The organism is Streptomyces sp. NBC_00252 (genome assembly GCF_036187565.1).
Taxonomy (GTDB): domain Bacteria; phylum Actinomycetota; class Actinomycetes; order Streptomycetales; family Streptomycetaceae; genus Streptomyces.
The window spans coordinates 5,485,262-5,505,724 of sequence record NZ_CP108087.1; the positions used below are offsets into that span (position 1 = coordinate 5,485,262).

24 protein-coding genes and 1 tRNA gene are annotated in these 20,463 nt (G+C 67.6%); 14 read left to right on the plus strand and 11 right to left on the minus strand.

The features are described from left to right. Window positions 1-2: 2 nt before the first annotated feature. The 7 genes from OHT77_RS24090 to OHT77_RS24120 form a co-directional block, all read right to left on the minus strand. A complete protein-coding gene (locus OHT77_RS24090) occupies window positions 3-578 on the minus strand; it encodes a hypothetical protein (RefSeq protein WP_328834322.1) in 576 nt (191 codons plus the stop codon). 101 nt (window positions 579-679) lie between these two features. After that, window positions 680-2,134: a hypothetical protein gene (locus OHT77_RS24095; RefSeq protein ID WP_328830567.1), complete on the minus strand. Its 1,455-nt coding sequence runs from the start codon at window positions 2,132-2,134 to the stop codon at window positions 680-682. Next, the gene (locus OHT77_RS24100) at window positions 2,131-2,937 is read right to left on the minus strand and encodes an ABC transporter ATP-binding protein (RefSeq protein ID WP_328830568.1); all 807 of its coding nucleotides are present in this window, start codon (window positions 2,935-2,937) and stop codon (window positions 2,131-2,133) included. The genes OHT77_RS24095 and OHT77_RS24100 overlap by 4 nt, the downstream gene beginning before the upstream one ends. A 100-nt stretch (window positions 2,938-3,037) precedes the next feature. After that, window positions 3,038-3,892 (minus strand): zf-HC2 domain-containing protein, encoded by an 855-nt coding sequence (locus OHT77_RS24105; RefSeq protein WP_328834323.1) that lies wholly within the window; start codon window positions 3,890-3,892, stop codon window positions 3,038-3,040. 314 nt (window positions 3,893-4,206) lie between these two features. After that, the gene (locus OHT77_RS24110) at window positions 4,207-4,737 is read right to left on the minus strand and encodes an RNA polymerase sigma factor (protein ID WP_328830569.1); all 531 of its coding nucleotides are present in this window, start codon (window positions 4,735-4,737) and stop codon (window positions 4,207-4,209) included. Between the two features lie 272 nt (window positions 4,738-5,009). After that, window positions 5,010-6,542, minus strand: a complete 1,533-nt coding sequence (locus OHT77_RS24115; protein ID WP_328830570.1) for a hypothetical protein — start codon at window positions 6,540-6,542, stop codon at window positions 5,010-5,012. Window positions 6,543-6,886: 344 nt separating this feature from the next. Next, complete coding sequence (locus OHT77_RS24120; protein WP_328830571.1) at window positions 6,887-7,297, minus strand: hypothetical protein; 411 nt, start codon at window positions 7,295-7,297, stop codon at window positions 6,887-6,889. Window positions 7,298-8,409: 1,112 nt separating this feature from the next. Between OHT77_RS24120 and OHT77_RS24130 the strand changes: the two genes are divergently transcribed. The 3 genes from OHT77_RS24130 to OHT77_RS24140 all read left to right on the plus strand — a co-directional run bounded on the left by OHT77_RS24130 (window position 8,410) and on the right by OHT77_RS24140 (window position 11,122). Further along, window positions 8,410-9,609: an AAA family ATPase gene (locus OHT77_RS24130; RefSeq protein ID WP_328830573.1), complete on the plus strand. Its 1,200-nt coding sequence runs from the start codon at window positions 8,410-8,412 to the stop codon at window positions 9,607-9,609. 5 nt (window positions 9,610-9,614) lie between these two features. Further along, on the plus strand, window positions 9,615-10,163 hold the full coding sequence (locus tag OHT77_RS24135; RefSeq protein ID WP_328830574.1) for a hypothetical protein: 549 nt from the start codon (window positions 9,615-9,617) through the stop codon (window positions 10,161-10,163). 431 nt (window positions 10,164-10,594) lie between these two features. Further along, entirely contained in the window at window positions 10,595-11,122 is a 528-nt protein-coding gene (locus tag OHT77_RS24140) for a hypothetical protein (RefSeq protein WP_328830575.1), read from the plus strand. Between the two features lie 22 nt (window positions 11,123-11,144). On the opposite strand, the gene OHT77_RS24145 is transcribed toward OHT77_RS24140, so the two are convergent. The 3 genes from OHT77_RS24145 to OHT77_RS24155 are packed head-to-tail and all read right to left on the minus strand — an operon-like array spanning window position 11,145 to window position 12,404. Then, entirely contained in the window at window positions 11,145-11,528 is a 384-nt protein-coding gene (locus OHT77_RS24145; RefSeq protein WP_328830576.1) for a hypothetical protein, read from the minus strand. Then, a complete protein-coding gene (locus OHT77_RS24150) occupies window positions 11,522-11,950 on the minus strand; it encodes an ATP-binding protein (RefSeq protein WP_328830577.1) in 429 nt (142 codons plus the stop codon). The genes OHT77_RS24145 and OHT77_RS24150 overlap by 7 nt, the downstream gene beginning before the upstream one ends. 46 nt (window positions 11,951-11,996) lie before the next feature. Then, window positions 11,997-12,404, minus strand: coding sequence for an NUDIX hydrolase (locus OHT77_RS24155; protein ID WP_328834324.1), 408 nt, complete (start codon window positions 12,402-12,404; stop codon window positions 11,997-11,999). A 110-nt stretch (window positions 12,405-12,514) separates the two neighbouring features. Here OHT77_RS24155 and OHT77_RS24160 point away from each other — a divergent pair, with 110 nt between their 5' ends. The 11 genes from OHT77_RS24160 to OHT77_RS24210 all read left to right on the plus strand — a co-directional run bounded on the left by OHT77_RS24160 (window position 12,515) and on the right by OHT77_RS24210 (window position 19,973). Beyond that, the gene (locus OHT77_RS24160; protein WP_328830578.1) at window positions 12,515-13,303 is read left to right on the plus strand and encodes a GntR family transcriptional regulator; all 789 of its coding nucleotides are present in this window, start codon (window positions 12,515-12,517) and stop codon (window positions 13,301-13,303) included. A gap of 14 nt (window positions 13,304-13,317) precedes the next feature. Next, entirely contained in the window at window positions 13,318-13,599 is a 282-nt protein-coding gene (locus OHT77_RS24165; RefSeq protein WP_328834325.1) for a DUF3027 domain-containing protein, read from the plus strand. A 172-nt stretch (window positions 13,600-13,771) separates the two neighbouring features. Beyond that, entirely contained in the window at window positions 13,772-14,128 is a 357-nt protein-coding gene (locus OHT77_RS24170) for an SCO3933 family regulatory protein (protein WP_328830579.1), read from the plus strand. Beyond that, window positions 14,128-15,504 (plus strand): FtsK/SpoIIIE domain-containing protein, encoded by a 1,377-nt coding sequence (locus tag OHT77_RS24175; RefSeq protein ID WP_328830580.1) that lies wholly within the window; start codon window positions 14,128-14,130, stop codon window positions 15,502-15,504. Before OHT77_RS24170 ends, OHT77_RS24175 begins: the two co-directional genes overlap by 1 nt. A gap of 82 nt (window positions 15,505-15,586) precedes the next feature. Next, window positions 15,587-16,210 carry a DUF2637 domain-containing protein gene (locus OHT77_RS24180; RefSeq protein ID WP_328830581.1) on the plus strand — a complete coding sequence of 208 codons (624 nt, stop codon included), beginning with the start codon at window positions 15,587-15,589 and terminating at the stop codon, window positions 16,208-16,210. A 266-nt stretch (window positions 16,211-16,476) separates the two neighbouring features. After that, window positions 16,477-16,668, plus strand: a complete 192-nt coding sequence (locus OHT77_RS24185; RefSeq protein ID WP_328830582.1) for a mobile element transfer protein — start codon at window positions 16,477-16,479, stop codon at window positions 16,666-16,668. 16 nt (window positions 16,669-16,684) lie between these two features. Further along, on the plus strand, window positions 16,685-16,879 hold the full coding sequence (locus OHT77_RS24190; protein ID WP_019075277.1) for a hypothetical protein: 195 nt from the start codon (window positions 16,685-16,687) through the stop codon (window positions 16,877-16,879). Window positions 16,880-16,904: 25 nt separating this feature from the next. After that, window positions 16,905-17,147, plus strand: coding sequence for a SpdD protein (locus OHT77_RS24195; RefSeq protein WP_328830583.1), 243 nt, complete (start codon window positions 16,905-16,907; stop codon window positions 17,145-17,147). 152 nt (window positions 17,148-17,299) lie between these two features. Further along, window positions 17,300-18,598, plus strand: coding sequence for a replication initiator (locus OHT77_RS24200; protein WP_328834326.1), 1,299 nt, complete (start codon window positions 17,300-17,302; stop codon window positions 18,596-18,598). Next, on the plus strand, window positions 18,595-18,807 hold the full coding sequence (locus OHT77_RS24205) for an excisionase family DNA-binding protein (protein ID WP_328830584.1): 213 nt from the start codon (window positions 18,595-18,597) through the stop codon (window positions 18,805-18,807). The genes OHT77_RS24200 and OHT77_RS24205 overlap by 4 nt, the downstream gene beginning before the upstream one ends. Beyond that, window positions 18,807-19,973: a tyrosine-type recombinase/integrase gene (locus OHT77_RS24210; protein ID WP_328830585.1), complete on the plus strand. Its 1,167-nt coding sequence runs from the start codon at window positions 18,807-18,809 to the stop codon at window positions 19,971-19,973. Before OHT77_RS24205 ends, OHT77_RS24210 begins: the two co-directional genes overlap by 1 nt. A 90-nt stretch (window positions 19,974-20,063) precedes the next feature. Here the strand turns inward: OHT77_RS24210 and OHT77_RS24215 are convergent. Further along, window positions 20,064-20,137, minus strand: a tRNA-Gly gene (locus OHT77_RS24215). Window positions 20,138-20,463: the final 326 nt, after the last annotated feature.

Genomic DNA, 20,463 nt, shown 5'->3' on the forward strand with positions numbered 1-20,463 from the left:
CGCTACCGCCTCGGCCCCGCGAGGGCGTACGCCGAGGTGCCGGCGACCAGGAGGACCAGGGCCGTCCAGGTCGCCGCCGGAGTGCCGGGCGGCAGCAGCATCCAGCCCGCCACCCGGGTCGCCGTACTGGTGGCGGGCGGCGCGAAGAACGAGAACGACAGCCAGCCGAAGGGCAACGTCCACGCGTACTGCCCACCCGACAGGGCGGCCCCCAGCGCGGCCAGCCCCGTCAGCCCGGCACTGCCCCGCACGAGCACCTCGACGCCGCCCGACTCCGGCCCGGGCACCCACAATCCCCACGACACCGCGGCGACCACCACACCGGCCAGCAACACGTGCGCCGCCCGCCTCGGCACCCACCGAACCGCCGCCGTCCGGTCCAGCGCGAGATCCTGCCCCCCGAACCCCACCGAAACAGCCACCACCCCTACGCCCATCCCCAGCACCGCCGACCGAGGATCACCGCCCCCGACAGCACTGCTCGGCGCGAGCGCCCACACGGTCACGGCACCGATCACCAAGGCGGCGAGGGAGGCGGGTACGTGACGGGAACGGGCGTAGAGGGTCAGCCATCTCAGCGGGAGACGGGGCGAGTTCGCGGGCGGGCGGTGACATCTCGGCGAGGTGCGAGGCACCTTCAGAGCTGGGCGCGGCCGTCCCACCCGCAAGCGGGGCGACTTCACCCCGCCCCCCGCCCCGAAACCACCTCGAACGGGTCCCCCTTGCAAGCCAGCGCGGCGCCCCGCATCGCGTTGATCCGCGCGAGCTGTCCCGACCAGGGAAGCGCCTTCAGCTTCTCCCACACAGGACGGGACTTGGCCTCGACCTCGTCACGTACCGTCGCCGGCGTGCCGGGCAGCGGCTGAAGCCTGCCGAGGATCCAGCCCACCGCGACGCTCTGCGCGTACTGGTCGCCCCCGAACCCGCTCCAGCCGACCGGACTGCACCCCGGGACCATGCCTTCGGCGAGCAGGGCCGAGGTCAGTTCTTCCGGGGTCGTGGCGTCCGCGACGATGTCGTCGTCGAAGGTGAACAGCACAGTCGTACGGGACCACTTGGGCGTGGAGCCCCACGGCGCGACGGTGGTGTTCTCCCGGACCGAGACCGGCGCCCGGTCGCCGAGGGCGCGGTGCAGCAGTCGTAGCGCCTCCTTGCCCGGACCGGCGAGGGCGGCGAGCCGGTCCTCGTGGACCCTGGCCACGCAGACCGGGCCGTCGCACACCGGCGCGGCGGCGGCCGTGTCGACGACGTACATCCGGTTCGGGGCGGAGGGCAGGACGAGCAGGGCGAGTGCGGCGCCCGCCACGACGGGGGTGAGGGCGATCAGCCGGGCGCGCCGGTTCGCGGCGACCAGCAGGGCGAAGCCGGTCGCGGCCATGCCGAGGACCCAGATCGTCTGCCCGATGTGCACGGCGGAGGAGAGCGTGACGAGCGTGCTGCGCACCTCGTCCACCTCGGGTGACAGCAGGGACAGGCGGTTCGGTTCGGTGGTCGTGAACCCGATCGCCGGGTCGAGCTTCGCCGTACGGCCGAGCGACGAGTGCATGAGCGCGGTGAACGCGAAGGCGGCCATGGCCATCAGCGGCGGGGTGAGCACCGACGGGAGGGCCCGTCCGACGCCCATGCCGAGGACGGCCCCGGCGACGAGGAAGAGCATCGCGATCAGCGTGATCGGCAGCCAACCGACCTGCGTGTAACCGGTGTTGGCGATCACCTGCACCCCGCCCACCGCGACGACGAGCGCGAAGGCCGAGGCCAGCGTGAGCGCGGTCGCGCCCGCCGGTACGGCCGCGCGGTGCCGGGCGGGCCGGGGCGTGCTCGTCAGCAGCTCGACCATCTTCGAGCGGCGGTCGCGCAGCCCCTGCAACGTCCCGAACCCCACGGCGAGCGGCCACAGATAGAACAGCAGACCGCGGGTCCACAGGGCGAGGGACGTCCACTGCGCCGTCCACGCGGTGGTGCCGCGCCACCAGCCGGCGTCCAGCAGATACAGGAACGCCAGCGCGCCGGTCAGGATCACCCCGCCCGCCCAGGGGGCGACGGAACGTCTCAACTCGGTACGCAGGACACGGAGGTTGAGGTCGAGGCGCGGGGCGCGGGAGGTCGCGCCGACGCGCAGGGCACGGGCGTTCACCAGGAACCCCTTTCGCGCTCGGGGTCCAGCAGCAGCGCCGAGTACCCGCGTTCCCATGGGCTGTCCCCCGCGTGCTCGGAACCACCGGCCGCGGCCAGTTCGTCCGGGGTGCCCTGGAAGACCAGCCGCCCCTCGGCGAAGAGCACCACGTCACTGCATGCGGCGGCGACGTCCTCGACGAGGTGGGTCGACACGACCACGCAGGTGTCCGCCCCCAACTCCTGCAACAGGCCCCGGAACCGCAGCCGTTGGGCCGGGTCGAGCCCCGCCGTCGGTTCGTCGAGCAGCAGGATCGCCGGGTCGTTGACGATGGCCTGGGCGATACCGACCCGCCGCACCATGCCACCGGAGAGCGACTTCATCCGGTCGTCGGCGCGGTCGGCCAACCCGACGCGTTCCACGGCCCGTTGGACCGCCCCAGGGATCTCTGACTTCGGCACCTCCTTCAACCAGGCCATGTACTCGACGAATTCACGCACGGTGAACCGCTTGTAGTAGCCGAACTCCTGCGGCAGATACCCGATCCGCCGCCGCAGCGCCCGATGCTCACCCACCCCGCCCGCGGACTCGCCGAGCAGCTCCAACGTCCCCCCGGCGGGCCGCAGTACGGTCGCCAACGCCCGGATGAGTGTGGTCTTCCCGGCCCCGTTCGGCCCGAGAACTCCGTGCACTCCGGTACCCAGCGACAGATCCAGCCCGTCGACGGCCATCCGCTTGCGCCCGGCCCTGACTTTCAGCCCACTGGCCCGGATCTCCCAGGCATAGGCAGTCGGCGCGAGATCGGCCGCGCTCACCGAGGACATCACGTGAGGTTCCCTCTCATTCCCAGCCCCATATCCATATCCATATCCGTCCCAGTCCCAGTCCCGGTCCCATTGGATTGCGTGGCAGGTGTTCGCTCGCTCACCGATGAGCCCCCAGCACGGAGTACGCACCCCTACGGGCCGCCACGACCACGACCCCGACACCGAGCGTGAGCACGACCCCCCACACCGGCAGCCCGCCCGTCTGCAGCGCGAAGGTCGCACGATGAGCGGCCACGGTCGGCGTCACCACCACCCCGGCCCACACGACGACCACCGCGACCGCGGCCCGGGTCACCCCGACGACCCCGCCGAGCGCCAGCGTCGTAGAGGTGAAGGCCAGACACGGCAGCAGCCACTGCGCGGCCGTCACCCCCGGCACGCCCGTCGCCCAGCCGCCGACGGCCAGCGCGGGCACGACCACGACGAGCACGGACGCCGTACGCCGCAACACCAGATACAGCCCGGCCCGGGGCACGGAGGCGGTCAACTCGTAGGCGGGGTCGAGCCCTTGGGCCCACGAGGCGGCGACCCCGAGCACGGGCAGCAGAGGCGCGCACAGCAGGACGAGCGACACACCCCCGCCCGTACCGCCGAACCCGAACCCACCTCCGACGAGATCAAGCAGCAAGGCCACCAGCGCGACGCTGACGACCATCCCCAGCCACGGCACCATCACCGGCGTCACCCACCCCGACACCCGCACGGACCGATACCGCCGCCGAGCGACAGGAACGTCCAGCCGAGGCTGAAGCCCCGCCCACACCCCCTCGACAAGCCCGGCAACCCGCCCGCCGACAGCCCCCGCGAGCCGCTCCCGACACCCCTGGCATCCCTCCAGATGCGCCTCTACGGCCCACACCTCATCGGCGGTGAGGTCAGGCTCGCCGAGCCCCCGCGCGTACCCGTCGATCAACCGGGCCGAGACGTGCGCGACGCTGCGGTGGGCCTTCATGTCACCTTTCACGTGGGCTTTTCGGCGAGCTGTGGGGCGGGCTTCGAGGTGAGCGGTGGGGCGGGCTTTGGGGTGAGCCCTGAGGCGGGCCTTGAGGTGAGCCCTGAGGTGGGCTTTCTTCTCGGTATCCACGTCGGCTTTCTTGCCGGTGTCCGCGTCGGCTTTCACGTCGGCTTTGGTGTCGCTTTTCGCGTCGGCCTCGGTGTCGCCCTTCACGTTGGCCTCGTTGGCCTCGGTGTCGCCTTTCACGTCGGCCTCGGTGGCGGCTTTCATGTCGGTGTTCACGTCGGCATCGATGTCAGGGCCCTCCGCTTTCATGTCAGGGCCCTCCGCATCGCGATCCGGGCCCGGCGGGCGCGGGTCTTGACCGTGCCCTCGGGCAGTCCGAGCAGGACGGAGGTCTCGCGCACGGACAGCCCGTCGAGCACCAACGCCTGCAGAACCTGGCGGAGTTCGGGCGCGAGACACCGCAACGCGTCACCGACGTCCCCGCCGACGGTGGCCGCGAGCACCTCCTCCTCGGCGGCGGGCGCAGCACCGGCGGGAGCGGCGGCCGGCGGCGGCTCGGCGTGATGGGCCCGGCGCCGGAAGGCGTCGACAAGCCGCCGCGCCGCGATCGTCCACAGCCACCCGACGGCCGTACCGCCCACCGAGGCCCCCGCGAACGCCCCCGCCGCCCGCCACACCGCCAGATACGTCTCCTGCATCACCTCGGCGACGATCTGCTCATCGGCACACCGCCGCCGCAGCCGCACGGCCAGCCAGGGCGCGGTGCGCCGGTACAACTCGTCGAACGCCGCACGGTCCCCCCGGGCCACCAGCCGGACGAGCCGCTCCTCGTCCATCTCCCCCGGCACTTTCCTGACTCGTCTCACACCGGCTAGACGTGGGGCGGGGACGGCGGGTTTTCTCCTAGGGGTGAGCTGTGTCACACGTGGGGGGTGGTGTTGGGGTGGGTGGGGGAACGGGGTGGGGGTGTGGCTGGGTTGCTTTGCGGGGCGGGGAGGTCGCCGTATCGGCGCGGCCGAGGCACGTCGGTGGCCGGGACGCAGTCGTCGGCCCGTCCGGGGGGTTCCCGGACGGGCCGACGGTGTGGCGGTGGCGGTTCTGCCGGTCCTCAGGCCACGGCGTACGCGTTGTACACCGTGGTCGTCGAGCTGTCGCCGTGGGTGTCGGTGACGGTCGAGCGCAGGCCGACGCGGCCAGAGGCCGGGTTGTGGACGGCGGTGGTCCACTTGCCGTGGGACAGCTTCGCGGTGATGGCATGCCAGGTGGAGCCGTTGTCGGTGGTGTACCAAGCACGTACGGACTTCACCCCGTCCGACAGCCGGCCGATCGTGCTGTCGCCCGTGCCGTTGCGTTGCATGCCCAGGTCGACGGTCGTGGTCGACGCGGTAGCCGCCTGGTTCCTGGAGTTCAGTGCCTCGGGCGAGAACCGGGTGATGTAGGCACGGATCTGCTGGTTCTTGCCGGCGTCGGCGTAGAAGTGCAGGGCGAGGCTGGACGAGGTCGACAGCGAGCCGGCCGGCAGATGGTCGCGGTGACCGGTTTCAGTGATCGTGTACCAGCCCGACCCCGGGATGCGCGGCTGCGCGCCGAGCTCCTGCGAGGGGCTGTACTTGTGCGAGTAGAGCGTCCTGCCCGCGTGCGTCAGCTTCACGGTGCCGGAGGCCAGGATGCCGCCCGCAGTGAGCGTGGGGTCGGCGAACGGGTTGTCGTTCCCGAAGTACAGCTGGTGGTACCAGGTGTACGGTAGCTGCCCGCCCGGCCCCCAGACCGCGTGGCCGAGGGACAGCGAGGTGGTCTTGCCGGCCGCGTACGTGTGGAAGCCGTCGTAGATGAAGTCGTTGCCCTGCTGACCCACCGACCACTGGCCGGCCGGGACGTGGACGCTGAAGGAGTTGGGCAGGTCGCGCTGGAAGTCGAGGATGTCCATGGACGACGAGCAGTCGGAGCCGCCCGTCGGCTCGCCGTTGAACGAGAACTGCGCCTGCCCGCTGTCGGGACCGGAGCGCGCGGACACCTTCAGGGTGGTCAGCCCCGACTTCCTGAGTGTCGCGGACACCCCGGACGGCACGCCGCGGCTGTGCGTGGCGGAGGCCAGCCAGAAGTCCCCGCCGGTCGTCGACCGCGGTGTGTAGGTGGTGCCGTAGGCCAGCTCGTACGCCTTGCTGCTGTTCGGGATGACGTACAGGTCGCCCGGCGCGGCCGACGTGCTCATGGTCGCCGGACTGTTGTCGGCGGCGCAGACGGCCGCGCTGACCGTACGGTCGTATCCGCTGCCCGGGGCGGGACTGATCGAGACCTTGACCGCACGGCCCTTGCGGGCGTCGAACGTGGTCGTCGTGGCCCCCGAGACCTTCACACTGTGGCCGCCGACGATGCCGTCCTCGCTGTTGCCGCCGGTGAAGGAAGTGGCGAGCTCGTAACTGCCGTTGGGCAGCGACGTCTTCTTGTTGCCGTCGATGTAGCGGAAGTCGTTCGTCCTCGTGTTGTAGACCGCCACCTGGGCGTAGACCGGCTTGCCGCTGCGGTCCAACGTCCTGACGGTGAGTGAGCCATTGGCTGCGGCCGACGCAGCGGAAGCGCCGGCCAGGAGAAGCGGCACGAGCATGGTGACGACACTCGCGGCTGCCGTGGTTCGCCGCATCAAACCCCCCATAGGTGCGCGACATGAACACGACACCGTAGCGTGCGGGGCACCCGTCATCGGCATCGCCCCCTCACTGATCCTCCACCGGCCCTCACCGGCGATCGCCGAGGCCGCGGCCCGTGTTCGCTGTCGAGGACGCGGAGCGTCTGCACCGGGCGGGGAAGCACGGCCGGTGATCCACCTGTTCGACACGTCCGACGTGCCTGCGTCAGGCGAGGGCGGCGGACCTGCTCCGAGGGGACGGGCAAGCCGAGTACTCACCGGCGTGGCCGAGGGAGCTGACGTGGCGAAGCCGCAGGCTGGTGGCATATGAAAAAGCCCCCGGCCGCTGGCCTGGGGCTTCAGAAAGAGCGGGTGACGAGAATCGAACTCGCACTCTCAGCTTGGGAAGCTGCGGGCATTTGGGGCTGGTTCGGGCGCTGACCTGGACGAACGGTGGAACAGGGGCCTCGCCGGGCTCGGCTGCTTTCACCGTGGTTCCCCGCTGTTCCCCGCTCTATCTGGTGCGCTTGTGGTGCGTCGGTCGTGTCGTGGCGCGGTGCCGTCGACTCGCCGGCTACGCCGTACAGATCGGCGCGTAGACGCTCCTTGGCCGCTTTGAGGCGTGAGCCGTAGTCGGGCATGAAGATCTCGCTCAGCGTCTTGTCCAGCGTTCCGGAGATTGCGTAGATCGGCGACCAGACGGCTCGATCGTGCACGATCCCTTCAAGGTCGTCGGACTGGAACATGACCTGGTAGAGCCAGTCCGACAACCGCGAACGCTTGATCGCGCGTGAGCCTGATGGTGATCGCTCCCTCGTCCACGTCCTCAACCTAGCTGCCGCAACTGGCGGTGTCGTGGGTCAGCGCTGCCGCGAGGACCAACACGCTTTCCAACTGTGGTGGTGGGGCTGTGGGTTGTGTGCGAGGGCGTTCACCTGGGTTCATGGGCGGCCGGTCGTCTGGGCAACTACCGCCTCCAGTCCCGTCTCAACGGCCGTGAACGGCGATGAATGAGACGGAAACTGAGACGGAGAGCAGGGTCGGACTAGCTATCATCGACGCTGTTGAAGGGGAGCCATGGCACTGGTCCGCAAGGGTTCACGACGGATCGTTGTCGACGGCATGGTCTACCGCTGGCGGCTGGGAGGCAGGCCGACTTACTTCCAGGGGATGGCTTGGTCGCCGTGCACGTTCGCGGTCGAGCATGCCGCCCCGGGCGTGACGCTCGTGGTCGCCACCGACCAGCCGCATTCGAACAACTGGTTCGGTCGTGAGGCTGAGCCTGTACTGCCATCTGGTGTTGCCGCGGCTGTCCGGCTTGCTCGGCGTGAGGGTTGGACTCCGACGGCTCCGGGCTCCCCATTCCACCTCGATCAGTCCGCCGGCTTCACCCCTTCGAACTGACCAGATGCGGTGCGTTGTCGGTGCTCGTACCTCAGCCCACGACAGTCAGCCACGATGGTGAGTGCGCCGACGGATCAGGCGCGCGTGTGCGAGGGCACTCACAACCGGGCCTTAACCACGCTGCTCGTTGACACGGCCACCGTCCATGCCTCCAGAACTAGTCAGCGTACGGGGGCAGCCACGTTGCTCGTAGGCGTTGGCTGGTTCACCTGCGGCGATGATTGTCTGGCAGGGAGGACAGACGTTCTAGGGGAAGCTATTTGGTCGCAAATCTACTAACATGCCTCCTCTTCGAGCAGAGTGATCTAACCTACCCAAGGGGAGAACTGCGGCAGTGGCTACCCGTAAGCGCTCTATCCATTCCGGAATTCAGAGTATCGCAATTGAGGGATACAAGTCCCTTCGAACACGTAAAGAGATTTCAACTCCTCCCCTCACAGTAATTGCCGGGGTCAATAGCTCTGGAAAGTCCAGCATCATGCAACCACTGCTTCTATTGAAGCAGACAGTCGATGCTGCATACGATCCGGGACCTCTGCAACTCGATGGCCCAAATGTTAGTATCACGTCTGTAGATCAGATCCTGTCGCGGGGCGCTTCAGTCGCCAGTAGAGTGACAAGCTTCTCCGTTGAACTCTGTATTGACAGTCATCGCACGAAGGCGAAATTTAGTCGTGACACAGGCGGCAATCTACGCGTAGCCGAATACACCGCGCTTTTCATGGCAGGGCAAAGCGAACCCGTTACCTTGCGGGAGGGGATGACGGACAGTACTCTTCGCAAAATTTTTGCGCCGACCCTCAAGAAGAATGAATTCCCGTCCAGCATTCTTCAACGCAACGAGGCCAAACTTTCCGTCGCTCGGGACAGGTTCGCCCTTCAAGTAGGAATTACGATTCAGGCTGGGGATACCTCAACCCTCCTTCCTCTGATCCTTGGAGGGACGGAACTTTCGTCTGAGGTATCCAGAATCATTCACCTTCCTGCGCTCCGGGGAAACCCTAAGCGTACCTATCGAACAGCCGCGATTGAGGGACGATATCCCGGGACATTCGACACCTATACGGCTGGCATCATCTCCTACTGGCAAAACAATGGACGCACAGAGCAACTGAATCAGCTCAAGAGGGACGTCGAAGAGCTTGGTCTTACCTGGAAAGTCGAAGCTCGACAACTGGACGACACTCAGGTCGAACTTCTAGTTGGGCGGTTGCCTCATGCGCGACAGGGCGGCGCCAGAGATCTCGTTAACATTGCCGATGTTGGCTTCGGCGTTTCGCAAACGCTGCCTGTCGTGGTAGCCCTATTGGCTGCCGATCCCGGGCAAACTGTCTATCTGGAGCAGCCTGAAATTCACTTGCATCCACGCGCTCAACTGTACTTTGCTCGGTTGGTGAATCGCGCCCTAAAAAGGCAGGTTCGTGTCATTATTGAGACTCACAGCTCGCTATTGATCAGGGCAGTTCAAACTATGATCGCGCGCGATGAGATGGACGCTAACGACGTTGCGCTACATTGGTTTACCAGAAGTCTTACAACGGGAGAAACCGAGATCTCGACCGCCGAGCTTTCTCCTGATGGAGCTTTTGGAGACTGGCCAGAAGACTTTGACGACGTATATCTCGGCTCCGAGGCTGCTTACCTCGATGCCGCAATGGAAAAGGCGGCTAAGCTGTGAGTCGAATGGAACGGACCATCGTTGTCGACGCGTCAATCGCCAGATCGTCCGGAACTACTGAGCATCCAGTTTCCAAGGCATGCCGAGACTTTCTGCAGGAGATGTATTCGGTAGGACATAAGGCGGCATTTGATGCTGTTCTGATGGCCGAGTGGAGGAAGCATCAGTCTGGATACGCTCTCAGATGGTTTGGGTTGATGCAAAGCAGAAGAAGGGTTGTATCCGTCAAATGCCCAACGGTGGATAGAGAATATCTGGCAAAGCTGATTAATGAAGCCGATAACCTAACACTAAACGAACAGCAAGCCGCGCTTAAGGATGTGCACCTTGCGCATTGCGCTTGGGTGACGGATGGCTTGGTTAGCTCTCTCGACGATACTGTTCGAAATATATTCACAGCCATTTCGCGGAACTGCGGGAAGCTGGGTGGGATTGTTTGGGTAAATCCCTCTAAGGCTGAGGAGGTCGCCATAGATTGGCTCAAGGCGGGGGCGCGGACCGAAGAAGATCGAAAGCTGAAGAATAGATCATTGGATGGGCGCTGGGAGCAGTGACCTGCTACGCCACTGCTAGCAATCTGCAGATTTGGTGTGTCGGATTTAAAACGCTGCTATTTGACGCAAATAGTCAGACGCCATAAAATTCGGGCAGCTTGTATATCTCGCCCGTGCAGTGCGATCTGAGGGCATGATCTTTGAGGCCGAACACACCGGCCACGATGTTCCCCTTTGTAACCCGTGGCTGTTTCCGGTCCGCGCGGCACGGGCGCCGGCCGGGCTGGAGCGGGGCGGAGACAGGAGCGCAGGCCTGGCCGGGGGCTGTGCCGCGCGCGGGGAGCGGAGCGAGCCGCCTTGAACCAGTAGAGAAAGTTGTAACTCAGTAAGGCTGCTGGGGCTGTCGTGCCTCGGTTGATGCTTGACACCGTGTGCCTCGGCCTCGACTTATGTCTCGGCGGGCACAGGGATCACCCTGGCAGGATGCCGTCATGGGGAACACGTGTGCGTGGCCAATACTGCGGACCACTGACCTGGCTGAGGCGTTGACGCTCGCGGAGAAGTTGCTCTCGGTCGCGTCCTGGTACAACCCGAACGCCTGTCACTTGAACGCATGGGTGCACGATGACGGTGAGCTGCGGCGCCTGATTCAGGCTCTTCTAGGAGCAGGGGTCAGGTGGTACGGCAAGGGCCCTGGTGACTTCCCTGCGACTGTGAGCCTGGGGGCGGCCGCCTTTGCGCAGGCAGAGGAGGCACTGACAACTTGGGCGGGCATCACCAGGTGCTATGTCCTGTGGCATGACATGAAGTGGCCGGCCGTGGTTGAGCTTGGGCTGGACGAGGAGTACAAGTACGCCGAGTTGCAGGTTGCGTGCAACAGCCACGACATCCATTGCCAGGAGTGGGCGGCTGAGCACACCGTCTTCATCCATGCACGGCCCGGACACGAGGCGCGTGCCGCCTGGCTGGCGGCACGAGTCGGCGCCCGAATCGTAGGGCCCACTGAGGAGGGGTGGTAGCCCATCACCCGACGCTGGCCCGTCAACCACCTTGCCGGGGCTTGAAGTCGTGCGCGCACGCCGGGAGTTCGCTGCCCTGGCGGTGCGCTAGCGGCAAGAAGAGTGCCGGTCGGACTGTCCACGTGATGCGCGTGGTGCCGTAGGTGACGGATACCGCCCACGGTTCCCTGCGCAAGAGGGCTCGTCTCGTGTCGATGCGGTGGTCGTAGAGCTGCTCCCATGCTTCTTGAGATGCATCGGTGTCGAGGGCCGGTGAGATGGTGCGGAGGGTCGTCGATACCCAACTGTCCGCCTCGCGCTCCGAGTACGCGTCGTAGGGGCCGAACAGGGTCGGCGGCAACTGCCTGTCCAAGCCCTCCGTCCAGCACTCGCACCAGAACCCCCTCCTGGTCGTGACGTTCAGCACGGGTGCCCTCCTCGTCGTACGTCCGTGAAGAGCTCCGCGGTGACCGTGTGACCGCCGTCGCTGTCGTGCACCACGACCCGGTGGGCAATCGCGCTGACCATGCCCAACCCCCGGCCGTGCTCCGCCTCCTGGCCCCGGTGCTCGACCTTCGGAGCCGTACCTGCGCCCCCGCCATCCGTCACCGAAAGGGCGACCACCTGCGAGGACACCGCAAGCGCCAGATGGAAGCTCCCGGCCTCCCGCCCACTGGCCGTGTGCAGGATCGCGTTCGCGCTCAGCTCGCTCACGATCAGTTCGGCGTCCTCGGCCAAGGGCGAGCCGCGCAGGATGTCCCGCGTCCAGCGCCGCGCCCTGCTGACCTCTTCCGGGAAACCTGGGCAAGTGAGCCCCCAGACCCGCGCAGTGCTCGTATACTCGTGCATACAAGTTCCTTCGTGCTGGTAGGCCGCCATGTGCAGCGGGTTCGGGCTAGACGAGTTTCACGCCGTCGTGGGCGCGGATGGCCGGCGGGGACGCCGCATCGAGTGCGTCGATGACGCGGATCGCGTATGCCTCGTCGGCGAGTTCGGATACTTCTTCGCGGGTGGCCCAGCGCAGTGCGCGGGTCTCGTCCCCGGTGGTGGGTGTGCCGTCGGCGGCCTGGCAGCGGAAGACCAGGGAGACGATCAGCCCGGTCATGTTCTTGTAGACGCCGGTGAGGGTCGCAGGGAGTGCGATCTTGATGCCGGTTTCTTCGAGGACTTCGCGCTGAAGGGCCTCGGGGAGGGTTTCGTCTCGCTCGACGACGCCACCCGGAGGTTCCCACTTGCCGTTGTCCCGGCGCTTGATCAGGAGGGCGCGACCGTGGTCGTCGACGATGACTCCGGCGACGCTCACGGAGTGCGGACGGTCCATGCTCACGTTCCTCGGCCCTCCCGGCTGGCTAGGCTCTCCACCGTAGCAACAACACTCGCCCACTCGTCTAGATACCTAAAGGAGTACTCGACGTGAGCCCTCTCCGTTCCGGCCTGCTCGGCGATCTCGACCCCACGAGTGATCGTGCGGTCTTCCGGCAGATCGCCGACCAACTGCGCGAGTCCATCGACCGTGGGCGATTCAAGGAGGGCGAAAAGCTGCCCTCCGAAGCTGACCTCGTCGAGCACTACGGGGTTTCCCGGATGACCGTCCGCAACTCTTTCTCCGTCCTCCAGGGCGAGGGCCTGGTGCACGCCGAGCACGGCAAGGGCGTCTTCGTCCGACCCCGGCCACCCGTACGGCGTCTCGCCTCCGACCGCTTCGCCCGCCGCCATCGCGAGCAGGGCAAGTCCGCGTTCATCGTCGAGGCGGACGCGGCTGGCAGTCACCCCCAGGTCGACAGCTTGGAGGTCAAGGAGGAGAAGGCCAGCCAGGACATCTCCACCCGGCTCGGTTCCGTGCGGCGCGTGCTTGCTCGCCGGCGCCGGTATCTCCTCGACGGGAAGCCGGTCGAGTTCGCCACCTCCTACCTCCCCCTCGACATCGCCCGCGGGACACCGATCGCCGAACCCAACCCGGGCCCCGGCGGCATCTACGCCCGCCTCGAAGAACTCGGCCACCACCTGGACCACTTCGAGGAGGAGATCCGCGCCCGGATGCCTTCGCCCACCGAGGTCAAGACGCTCCGGCTCGCCGCAGGTGTGCCGGTGATCCACCTCATCCGCACCGCGTATGACACGGAGGGGCGGGCTGTGGAGGTCTGCGACACGGTCATGGCGGCTGACGCGTACGTCCTCTCCTATCAACTCCCGGCTACGTAAGGGTGGATCACCTGATGCGGGGCGATGCTTGGACAGGCGACGACCGCGAACACAACGACGCTTGCCACGAGCGCTGGTTGCGTGCGCGGAACAGGTCTACCGATCAGCCCGGTTACCGGGATGGCTGGTTCGACGAACAGTGCGGTGGCTGCCGGTTCTGGGTCGCGCTGAGTGGAGAGATGGGGCGGGACTGGGGCGTCTGCACCCGCTCTGACTCGGCGTTCGACGGACGAGCACGCTTCGAGCATGACGGTTGCGAGCTGTTCGCCCTGCGAACGGACGGTTCCTTCGGGTGAGTTCGTGTCGGTCTCGGTTGGCACGTGGGAGGCGCTTCTCCGAACTCGTACACTCCAACATGCATACTCGTATAGACGAGTGGGCAAGTTGTGTGGCAGGGTGGTCCACACGAACCCGGAGGCCGGGTTCTCGGATCACTACATATATAGACGAGTAGATAGGGAAACTTCCTTGCGTACCATCCGTGTTGAGACCGCAGCCGCGACGATCCTGCTGACCGAGGCCCCGGAGCCTAAGGTCCGCGACCGTCAGACCGGCGAGATCGCCAAGGACGCCGTCAGCGGCGAGGCGCTGATGACGCTCGGCGTCGTCTACATCGAGGAGGGCGAGTCGTCCCTCATCAAGGTCACCGTCCCGGAGGGCGGGGTGTCCGAGGGGCTGGCGCTCGGAGCTCCGGTCTCGCTCCCGGGACTGGTCGCCCGGCCGTGGGAGAGCGTGTTCAACGGGCAGCAGCGCCACGGCATCGCCTTCCGCGCCGCCGCCATCACTCCGGCCGCGTTCCCGGCCGTCGCAGAGGCCGCCGCCTGATGACCGACCTAGCGACGCTACTGGAGGTGGGTGGTCCCCTCGCCGCACTCGGCGGCGGGGCCGCCTACACCCGGGCCAAGTACCCGGCCGCGTACTGGTCCACGATCGGCCTGCCGATATCCACAACCCGCCTGCTCAGCTCGTACGGCTCGGTCATGGAGGCCTGCGGCCTGACCGTCGCCCCGTCCCGGCTGCGCATCCTCGCCGTCAAAGCCACCACCCGCCGCGAGGTCCGGCCCGTACCGCCCCGCCGGGGCATCATCCGACCCACCACAACCGGCCTGCGGATACGTCTCCGTCTGGCTCCCGGACAGGAACCCGCCGACGTCGCCGCCTCCGCCGAACGGCTCCGCCACGCCTGGGGAGTTCACGCCGTCTACGTCACCACCCTCAAGCCCGGCACCGTCGAACTCCGGCTCGTCGGCTACGACGTGCTGCGGCGGGTGCGGATGCCGCGCAAGCTCCCGTCGGGTCTCCTCAAGGTGCCGGTGGCTCTGCGGGAGGATGCCACTCCGTTCGTGCGGGACTACCGCACTGTCCCGCATCAACTCACCCTCGGCGCAACGCTGTCGGGCAAGTCCATGTACCTGCGCCACCTGGTCGCCGGACTCGCCCATCAGCCGGTCGCCCTGGTCGGCATCGACTGCAAACGCGGCGTGGAACTCTCCCCGTTCGCTGCCCGCCTCTCGGCCCTGGCCACCGACCCCGACCAGGCCGCCAACCTACTCCCTGCGCTCATCGACGAGATGGAGGACCGCTACGACCTGATCAAGTCCCGGCAGGGCATCGCCCCCAACACCCCCGACGAGGAGATCACTTCAGACATCTGGGGCCTGCCCGAGAGCGAACGCCCAGTACCGATCGTGCTGTTCGTCGACGAGGTCGCCGAACTCTTCCTCGTCGCCACCCGCAAGGACGAGGAACGACGCGACGAGATGGTCACCCAACTCATCCGCCTCGCCCAACTCGGCCGCGCTGCCGGCATCTACCTCGAAGTCTGCGGCCAGCGCTTCGGCGCCGAACTCGGCAAGGGCGCCACCATGCTCCGCGCCCAGCTCACCGGCCGCGTCTGCCACCGCGTCAACGACGAAGCCTCCGCCAAGATGGCACTCGGCGACATCGCCCCCGAAGCCGTCGGAGCAGCCGGCGCCATCGCACCCGAACGCCCCGGCCTCGCCGTCGCGGGTGACACCTCCGGCGGCTGGTCCCGCATCCGCACCCCGTACCTGTCTCTCGGCGACGCTGCCGAGATCTGCCGCGACTCCGCGCACCTGGTGCCCGACCTACCCGCCCTCAAGCGCTTCCAGCCGTACGCGCCCGCACAACCGGTCAAGGCCCCGGGCCCCAACGTCCAGCCACGCCCGGCAACCAACTGACCTTCCCCCACCCCGGTTTGGCGTGACCGCCTCGCGCCACGTCCCTACCCCTCCCATGCCCGAACCCGGAAGGAGCCGCATCATGCGCGCCCAACTGGCCCGCGTCGACGCGGTACTCGTCCAAGCCCTCATCGCCGCCGCCCTCTCCTTCGCCCACCTCCACGACATCGCCTCGGCGGCCGGACAGGACGGGTGGAAAGCGTGGGCCTACCCCATCAGCGTCGACCTGCTCCTCGTCGCCGCCTGGCGCCGACTGCGGACCGGCGAAGCGAAAGCCTCCGGCTGGTGCTGGTTCGTCATCGCGCTGACCGCGTCCCTAGGCGCGAACGTCGCCACCGCCGGCCTGCTCGATCTCGGAGACGTCCCCGCCTGGCTCCGCATCCTCGTCGCGGGCTGGCCCGCCGTCGCCTTCCTCGGCGGAACCCTCCTCGCCCACACCACAACACCCGCAACGACCAACGACATCGAGGCCGTCGACGTCCAGGAGGACGCGCCCGAACCCCCACCTCAGACACCGGCGCAACCGGCCATCGAGGCACCACCCAACCGCCCTGCCGTGCAGGTCCCGGCCGCCCTGGTCGAGCACGCCCGCAAGGTCGCCGCCGAGCACCACGCCCGCACGGGCGCACCGATCGACACCCCGGCCCTCCGCGCCCGCCTCGGCGTCCCGGTACCCATGGCCGAAGCCATCGCCGCCCAGCTCTGAAGTCGGTCCGTGGCGGGAGGCTTTACCGCTTCCGCAACGCTCGCCGCGTTCCGACAACGGCCGAAATGATCAGTACCTCAAGGCAGCACGTGGTGATCACGGTGGCCCAGGACTCGCCCAACCACCACCGTCCCCCAAGACACGCGAGTCCAAGTACCAACGCGGCCGTACCGAAGGCGGCCAGCTGCCGCGCCCCCTGTGACATGCCGCCTGTCTACACGCCCACACACCCCTTGGGTGAGCGATCAACGAAATGGAGATCATCCGTGCCCGCCAGCCGCCGCTTCCGCAACGTCATCCGCATCGGCCCCGTCCAGGTCGCCACGTACAACGACGACCGCGGCCGGGAGAAGCACACCGCCGCCTGCACTGCCCCGCGATGCAACACGTCCGCCGACTACGACAGCCGCGCCGCCGCTGAGTTGGCGGCCCACACCCACCGCTGCCCCGTCCGCTGAAAGGGAGTTCCACCCCGTGACCGTCAGCCTGCCGCTCGTCGTCGTTCTCGGCTTCTTCGCCTGGGGAGCGGTGAAGTTCCTCGGCGTCCGCACCTGGATCGTCGTGCTGATCGCCCTGTTCGGCTTCTGGCTCTCGCACACCTTCCTCGCCCCCGCCATCGAGTCCGGCACGCGTTCCGGCGTGGGTGTCGTAAACGGCTCACATGACTAGATGAGTAGATGAGAAAGGGTTCGCCATGTTCCTGCCCAAGTACCCCGACAACCCGACCCCGCCGCCCACACACCCCCACACCTCGGCCGAGCCGGTGCCCGCACGGCGTTCGCTCCCGCCGGTCGCCATCGACCGCAACACGGTCGTGGGCCTGGTCGTCGTCGGAGTCGTCCTCACCGCGCTCCTGGCCGCCGTCGCCGTCACGGCCATCTCCGTAGCCGTCGCCGCCGTGGTCCTGCGCTCGATGCTCCGCGACCACCGTCGCTGAACGACTCCCGGAACGCCCCCTGACCTCCGGGGCGGCGGCACACGACCAAGCATTACGCCGCCCCGGGGCCCGTCTCTCCTGACCGAGCCAGCCAGAAGGAGCAAGCCATCTTCACCCGCCCCACCCCGGCCCCACTCCCCGAACTAGCGAACCTGGCCGCGCAAGGCACCCTCCCGGGTATCCTCCGCCAGCTCTCCAGCCTCGGCGGCTGCACCAACCCCATCCGCCTCGACGGCCACCGCACGGAATACGAGGTCGACACCACGACCGGCGAGATCGGCACGGTCCTCCACCACCTCAACTCCGGCGACCTCCCGGCCGGCCAACTTCTAGTCCGCTGCAACAACCGCCGCACCACCCGCTGTGCGGCCTGCTCCGAGGTCTACCGCCGCGACACCTTCCACCTGATCACCTCGGGTCTGCGAGGTGGCAAGGGCACCCCCGAACACGTCGCCACCCACCCCCGCGTCTTCGCCACCTTCACCGCCCCCGGCTTCGGCCCCGTCCACAACCGCCGCACCGACGGCCGCCCCTGCCGCTGCGGCACCCACCACGCCCAGGAAGACGACACCCTCGGCACCCCACTCAACCCCGACACCTACGACTACGAAGCAGCCGTCCTCTGGAACGCCCACGCCGGTCCCCTCTGGCGCCGCTTCTCCACCTACCTACGCCGAGAGGTCGCAAAGCGCGCAGGCCTCTCCCAACGCCGCTTCCGCGACCACGCACGCGTGTCCTTCGCCAAGGTCGCCGAGTACCAGAAACGCGGAGCCGTCCACTTCCACGCGGTGATCCGCATCGACGGCCCCACCGGAGGCGACACCCCACCCCCGCCCTGGGCCACCGCCGACCTGCTCACCGACGCCATCCGCACCGCGACCGCCAAGGTCCACGTCGACGGCCCGACCATCGACGGCCGCAACCACACCTTCACCTTCGGCCGCCAACTCGACGTCCGCACCATCCGATCCGCCGACTTCAACGACGGCCAGGAACTCACCGAACGAGCCGTCGCCGCCTACATCGCCAAGTACGCAACCAAGGGCGCCGAAACAGCGACAGGAGCTCTCGACCGCCCGCTCAAGTTCGCCGCCGAACTCGCCCACCTCGACATCAGCGACCACGCCCGCCGCCTCATCCGAACCGCCTGGACCCTCGGCGCCCGCAAGAGCCTGGAACACCTCCGCCTGCGCGCCTGGGCCCACATGCTCGGCTTCCGCGGCCACTTCTCCACCAAGTCCCGCCGCTACTCCACCACCCTCGGCGCCCTCCGCGACGCCCGAGCCGAATGGCGCCGGGCACAAGCCACACCCGCCAACGGCCCCACCACCAACACCACGTACGTACTCGCGCACTGGGTCTTCGCCGGAACAGGCCTCTCGTCCACCGAAGCCTGGTTGTCCGAGTCCCTCGAACCCGCGCCCGGAACGGAAGGAGAACCGACCAAGTGACCGACCGCTACCTGTCCGTCGACCAGGTCGCCGAGCTACTCGGCACCACCGCGCGCTTCCCCCGGCGGCTGATCGAGGAGCGACGCATCCGGTACGTGAAGGTCGGCCGGCACGTCCGCATCCCGGTGAGTGCGGTCGAAGAGTTCATCCAGTCCCGCACGGTGGAGCCGATCCGGCTCCGTCGCACCAGCCTGCGGAGGGCTGCCTGATGGCCAACAAGAAGGGAAGGAGACGCCGCTTCGGCGCGGTGCGGCAGTACCGATCAGGCCGCTGGACCGCGTCGTACCTCGGGCCCGACGACGAGCGCATCCGTGCGGACGAGACCTTCGAGACCAAGAAGGACGCGGAAGTCTGGCTGTCCCAGGTAGAGGCTGACCTCACCCGAGGAGACTGGCGCGCCCCCGACGCCGGAGAGGTCAACTTCCGTGTCTACGCCGAGAAGTGGGTCGAGGAACGGGAGCTGGCCGTTCGCACCGAGGACCTGTACAAGCACCTTCTCCGGCTCTACATCCTCCCGACCTTCGGCACGCTCGACCTGGACGAGATCACCGCTCCTCGCGTCCGTGAATGGCGGGCTGAGCGTCTCCGCACGACCAAAGCCAAGACGACCGTCGCCAAGGCGTACCGCCTCCTCAAGGGCATTCTTGAGACGGCCGTGGACGACGACCTGATCAGCCGCAACCCGTGCCGGATCAAGGGCGCGGGCAAGGAGTCCGCCGCCGAGCGCCGTATCGCCACCGTCGCCCAGGTCGACGCCCTCGCCGACGCGATCGGTATCCGTTGGCGCCTCATGGTCTACCTCGGCGCCTACGGCCCGATGCGCCCCGAGGAACTGGCCGGCCTCCGCCGCCGGGACGTCGACCCCGACAATCTCGTGATCCGCGTCCGCGTCGCCGAGCCAGAACGCACCAACGGAAAGCGCGCTCCCGGCGAGACCAAGTCCGACGCCGGTGTCCGTGCCGTCGTACTCCCGGCCTTCCTCCACAAGGACGTGAAGCAGCACCTCGCGTGGTTCGCGGAGAAGGGGCCGGACGGGTTGCTCTTCGTCGGCGAGAAAGGAGCTCCCTTCCGCCGCACTTCCTTCGGCCGGAAGTGGCGTCGGGCCCGCACGGTCGCCGGCCTCCCGGACAACTTCCGCTTCTACGACCTTCGCCACACCGGACACACGCTCGCGACGCGCTCGGGCGCCACCCTCAAGGACACGATGGTGCGCGCCGGTCAGTCCTCCGAGAAGGCCGCGCTGATCTATCAGCACTCCGACGAGGAGCGGCAACGCGACCTGGCGGCCGGACTCGACGACATGGTCCGCACCGAACGTGCGAAGCACCACATCGACGACCGCGCGCACAACAAGGAGAAGCCCACCGGCAGCTAACAGGGCCCCTATGGTGCGGTTATGGTGCGCGCCCCGCCCACTGGTCTAGACAACAAAGAACCCCCGGGTCATCGACCTGGGGGTTTCTGGTGGAGCGGGTGACGAGAATCGAACTCGCACTCTCAGCTTGGGAAGCTGATGTTCTACCACTAAACTACACCCGCGAAAACGCCGGTTGAACCGGTGTCGGAACGCTCCGTCACTGTACCGCATGTCGCGCCCCGGGTGCTGGGGCCGTGGGGTTCGGGCGGGTGGGGTGCGGGGCGACGGGGGCTGCGGCGGGCCGGAGTTGGGGCGTACGGTGGAGGCGTGGAAGAGGGTCCGGGTGGGGTCGGAGTGCCGCCTGGAGAGTCGCTCCTTTCATCCCGTAATGTGGCATTTGGCGTCCGGCGAGCAGCAGTCGGACGCGGCTCTTGGGGAAGGGACTCTTGGACTTGATGGAGCGCACCGTCGTCCGATGTGCCGATGGGCACGTGTTCAGTACCGCTTC

Excerpts from the sequence above, each read along its gene's own strand:
- OHT77_RS24140 (WP_328830575.1), top strand. The coding sequence starts at position 10,595 with ATGGGGAACACGTGTGCGTGGCCAATACTGCGGACCACTGACCTGGCT.
- OHT77_RS24130 (WP_328830573.1), top strand. The coding sequence starts at position 8,410 with ATGCAACCACTGCTTCTATTGAAGCAGACAGTCGATGCTGCATACGAT.
- OHT77_RS24210 (WP_328830585.1), top strand. The coding sequence starts at position 18,807 with ATGGCCAACAAGAAGGGAAGGAGACGCCGCTTCGGCGCGGTGCGGCAG.
- OHT77_RS24150 (WP_328830577.1), bottom strand. The coding sequence starts at position 11,950 with ATGCACGAGTATACGAGCACTGCGCGGGTCTGGGGGCTCACTTGCCCA.
- OHT77_RS24105 (WP_328834323.1), bottom strand. The coding sequence starts at position 3,892 with ATGAAGGCCCACCGCAGCGTCGCGCACGTCTCGGCCCGGTTGATCGAC.
- OHT77_RS24180 (WP_328830581.1), top strand. The coding sequence starts at position 15,587 with ATGCGCGCCCAACTGGCCCGCGTCGACGCGGTACTCGTCCAAGCCCTC.
- OHT77_RS24110 (WP_328830569.1), bottom strand. The coding sequence starts at position 4,737 with ATGGACGAGGAGCGGCTCGTCCGGCTGGTGGCCCGGGGGGACCGTGCG.
- OHT77_RS24195 (WP_328830583.1), top strand. The coding sequence starts at position 16,905 with ATGTTCCTGCCCAAGTACCCCGACAACCCGACCCCGCCGCCCACACAC.
- OHT77_RS24100 (WP_328830568.1), bottom strand. The coding sequence starts at position 2,937 with ATGTCCTCGGTGAGCGCGGCCGATCTCGCGCCGACTGCCTATGCCTGG.
- OHT77_RS24115 (WP_328830570.1), bottom strand. The coding sequence starts at position 6,542 with ATGCGGCGAACCACGGCAGCCGCGAGTGTCGTCACCATGCTCGTGCCG.
- OHT77_RS24135 (WP_328830574.1), top strand. The coding sequence starts at position 9,615 with ATGGAACGGACCATCGTTGTCGACGCGTCAATCGCCAGATCGTCCGGA.
- OHT77_RS24165 (WP_328834325.1), top strand. The coding sequence starts at position 13,318 with ATGCGGGGCGATGCTTGGACAGGCGACGACCGCGAACACAACGACGCT.
- OHT77_RS24175 (WP_328830580.1), top strand. The coding sequence starts at position 14,128 with ATGACCGACCTAGCGACGCTACTGGAGGTGGGTGGTCCCCTCGCCGCA.